The organism is Mesorhizobium sp. (assembly GCF_004962925.1).
Lineage (GTDB): Bacteria > Pseudomonadota > Alphaproteobacteria > Rhizobiales > Rhizobiaceae > Mesorhizobium.
Window position 1 is genome coordinate 1 of record NZ_SUEO01000408.1, and the last position, 877, is coordinate 877.

Here is an 877-nt window from a genome sequence, read left to right on the forward strand (position 1 = left end):
CAGCAATCAACCTGACTGGCAACGAATTGGCCCAAACCATCCAGGGCAATGCCGGTGCCAACGTCATCAACGGCGGCGGCAGTGCCGATAAGTTGAGCGGCTTTGGCGGCAACGACATCTTCGTCTTCAATAGCGCCCTTAGTGACGGCAATGTCGACAGGATTACCGACTTCAATCCGTCCCAGAACAAGATCCACCTCGACGACGCGATTTTTGCCGGGCTTAAGTTGGGCACGCTCACATCCGACGCTTTCTTTGCGGGTAAGGCCGCCGATGATAGCTCCGACCACATCATCTACAACAGTTCGACTGGAGCGCTCTCCTTCGACAGCGACGGCATCGGCGACGCGGCTCAGATACAGTTCGCCACCCTTTCTCCAGGTCTGTCGCTTACGGCAGGCGCATTCTTTGTGACCTGAAGGAGCTAGCGGAAAACGAGATCGCGCCAGGGCCCGCGGTCGCCTACAGAGACAGGTGGACAAACTGCACCTTGAAGCCTGTCTCTTTGGCGAGCGTGGATGTTCTGGCGCGGACCGTCGCGGCACCTGCAAGTGCCAGCGGAAAAAATGGTCGATCAGTTTTGACCGAGATAGCTATAGACGCCCGCGCCGATGGCGACAGCTCCTATTGTGATCAAGATTGAGGGCGCTCCCGTCAAGGAAAAGCCAGGCGATTCCGAACTGACTGGCCCCAGACTAGTCAACGTATTCCCGTCATCAAAGTTCGCGCAGGTTCGCACAAAGCTCGTGCAGTCAAATCACATGACAATTGGTGCTCCGTCGAAGATCAATGATTCTATCAACGCATGTCGCTAATTGATTTGGCGCTAATATGGGCCGTCGAGTAGGCAGGGATCGGGGGCTACCGAATCAGACGA

The 877-nt window shown here is 56.1% G+C and carries 1 pseudogene; it reads left to right on the forward strand.

The window, feature by feature from the left end:
* A pseudogene (locus tag E5W87_RS35425) lies at positions 1-419 on the forward strand (calcium-binding protein); the annotation flags it as partial.
* Positions 420-877: the final 458 nt, after the last annotated feature.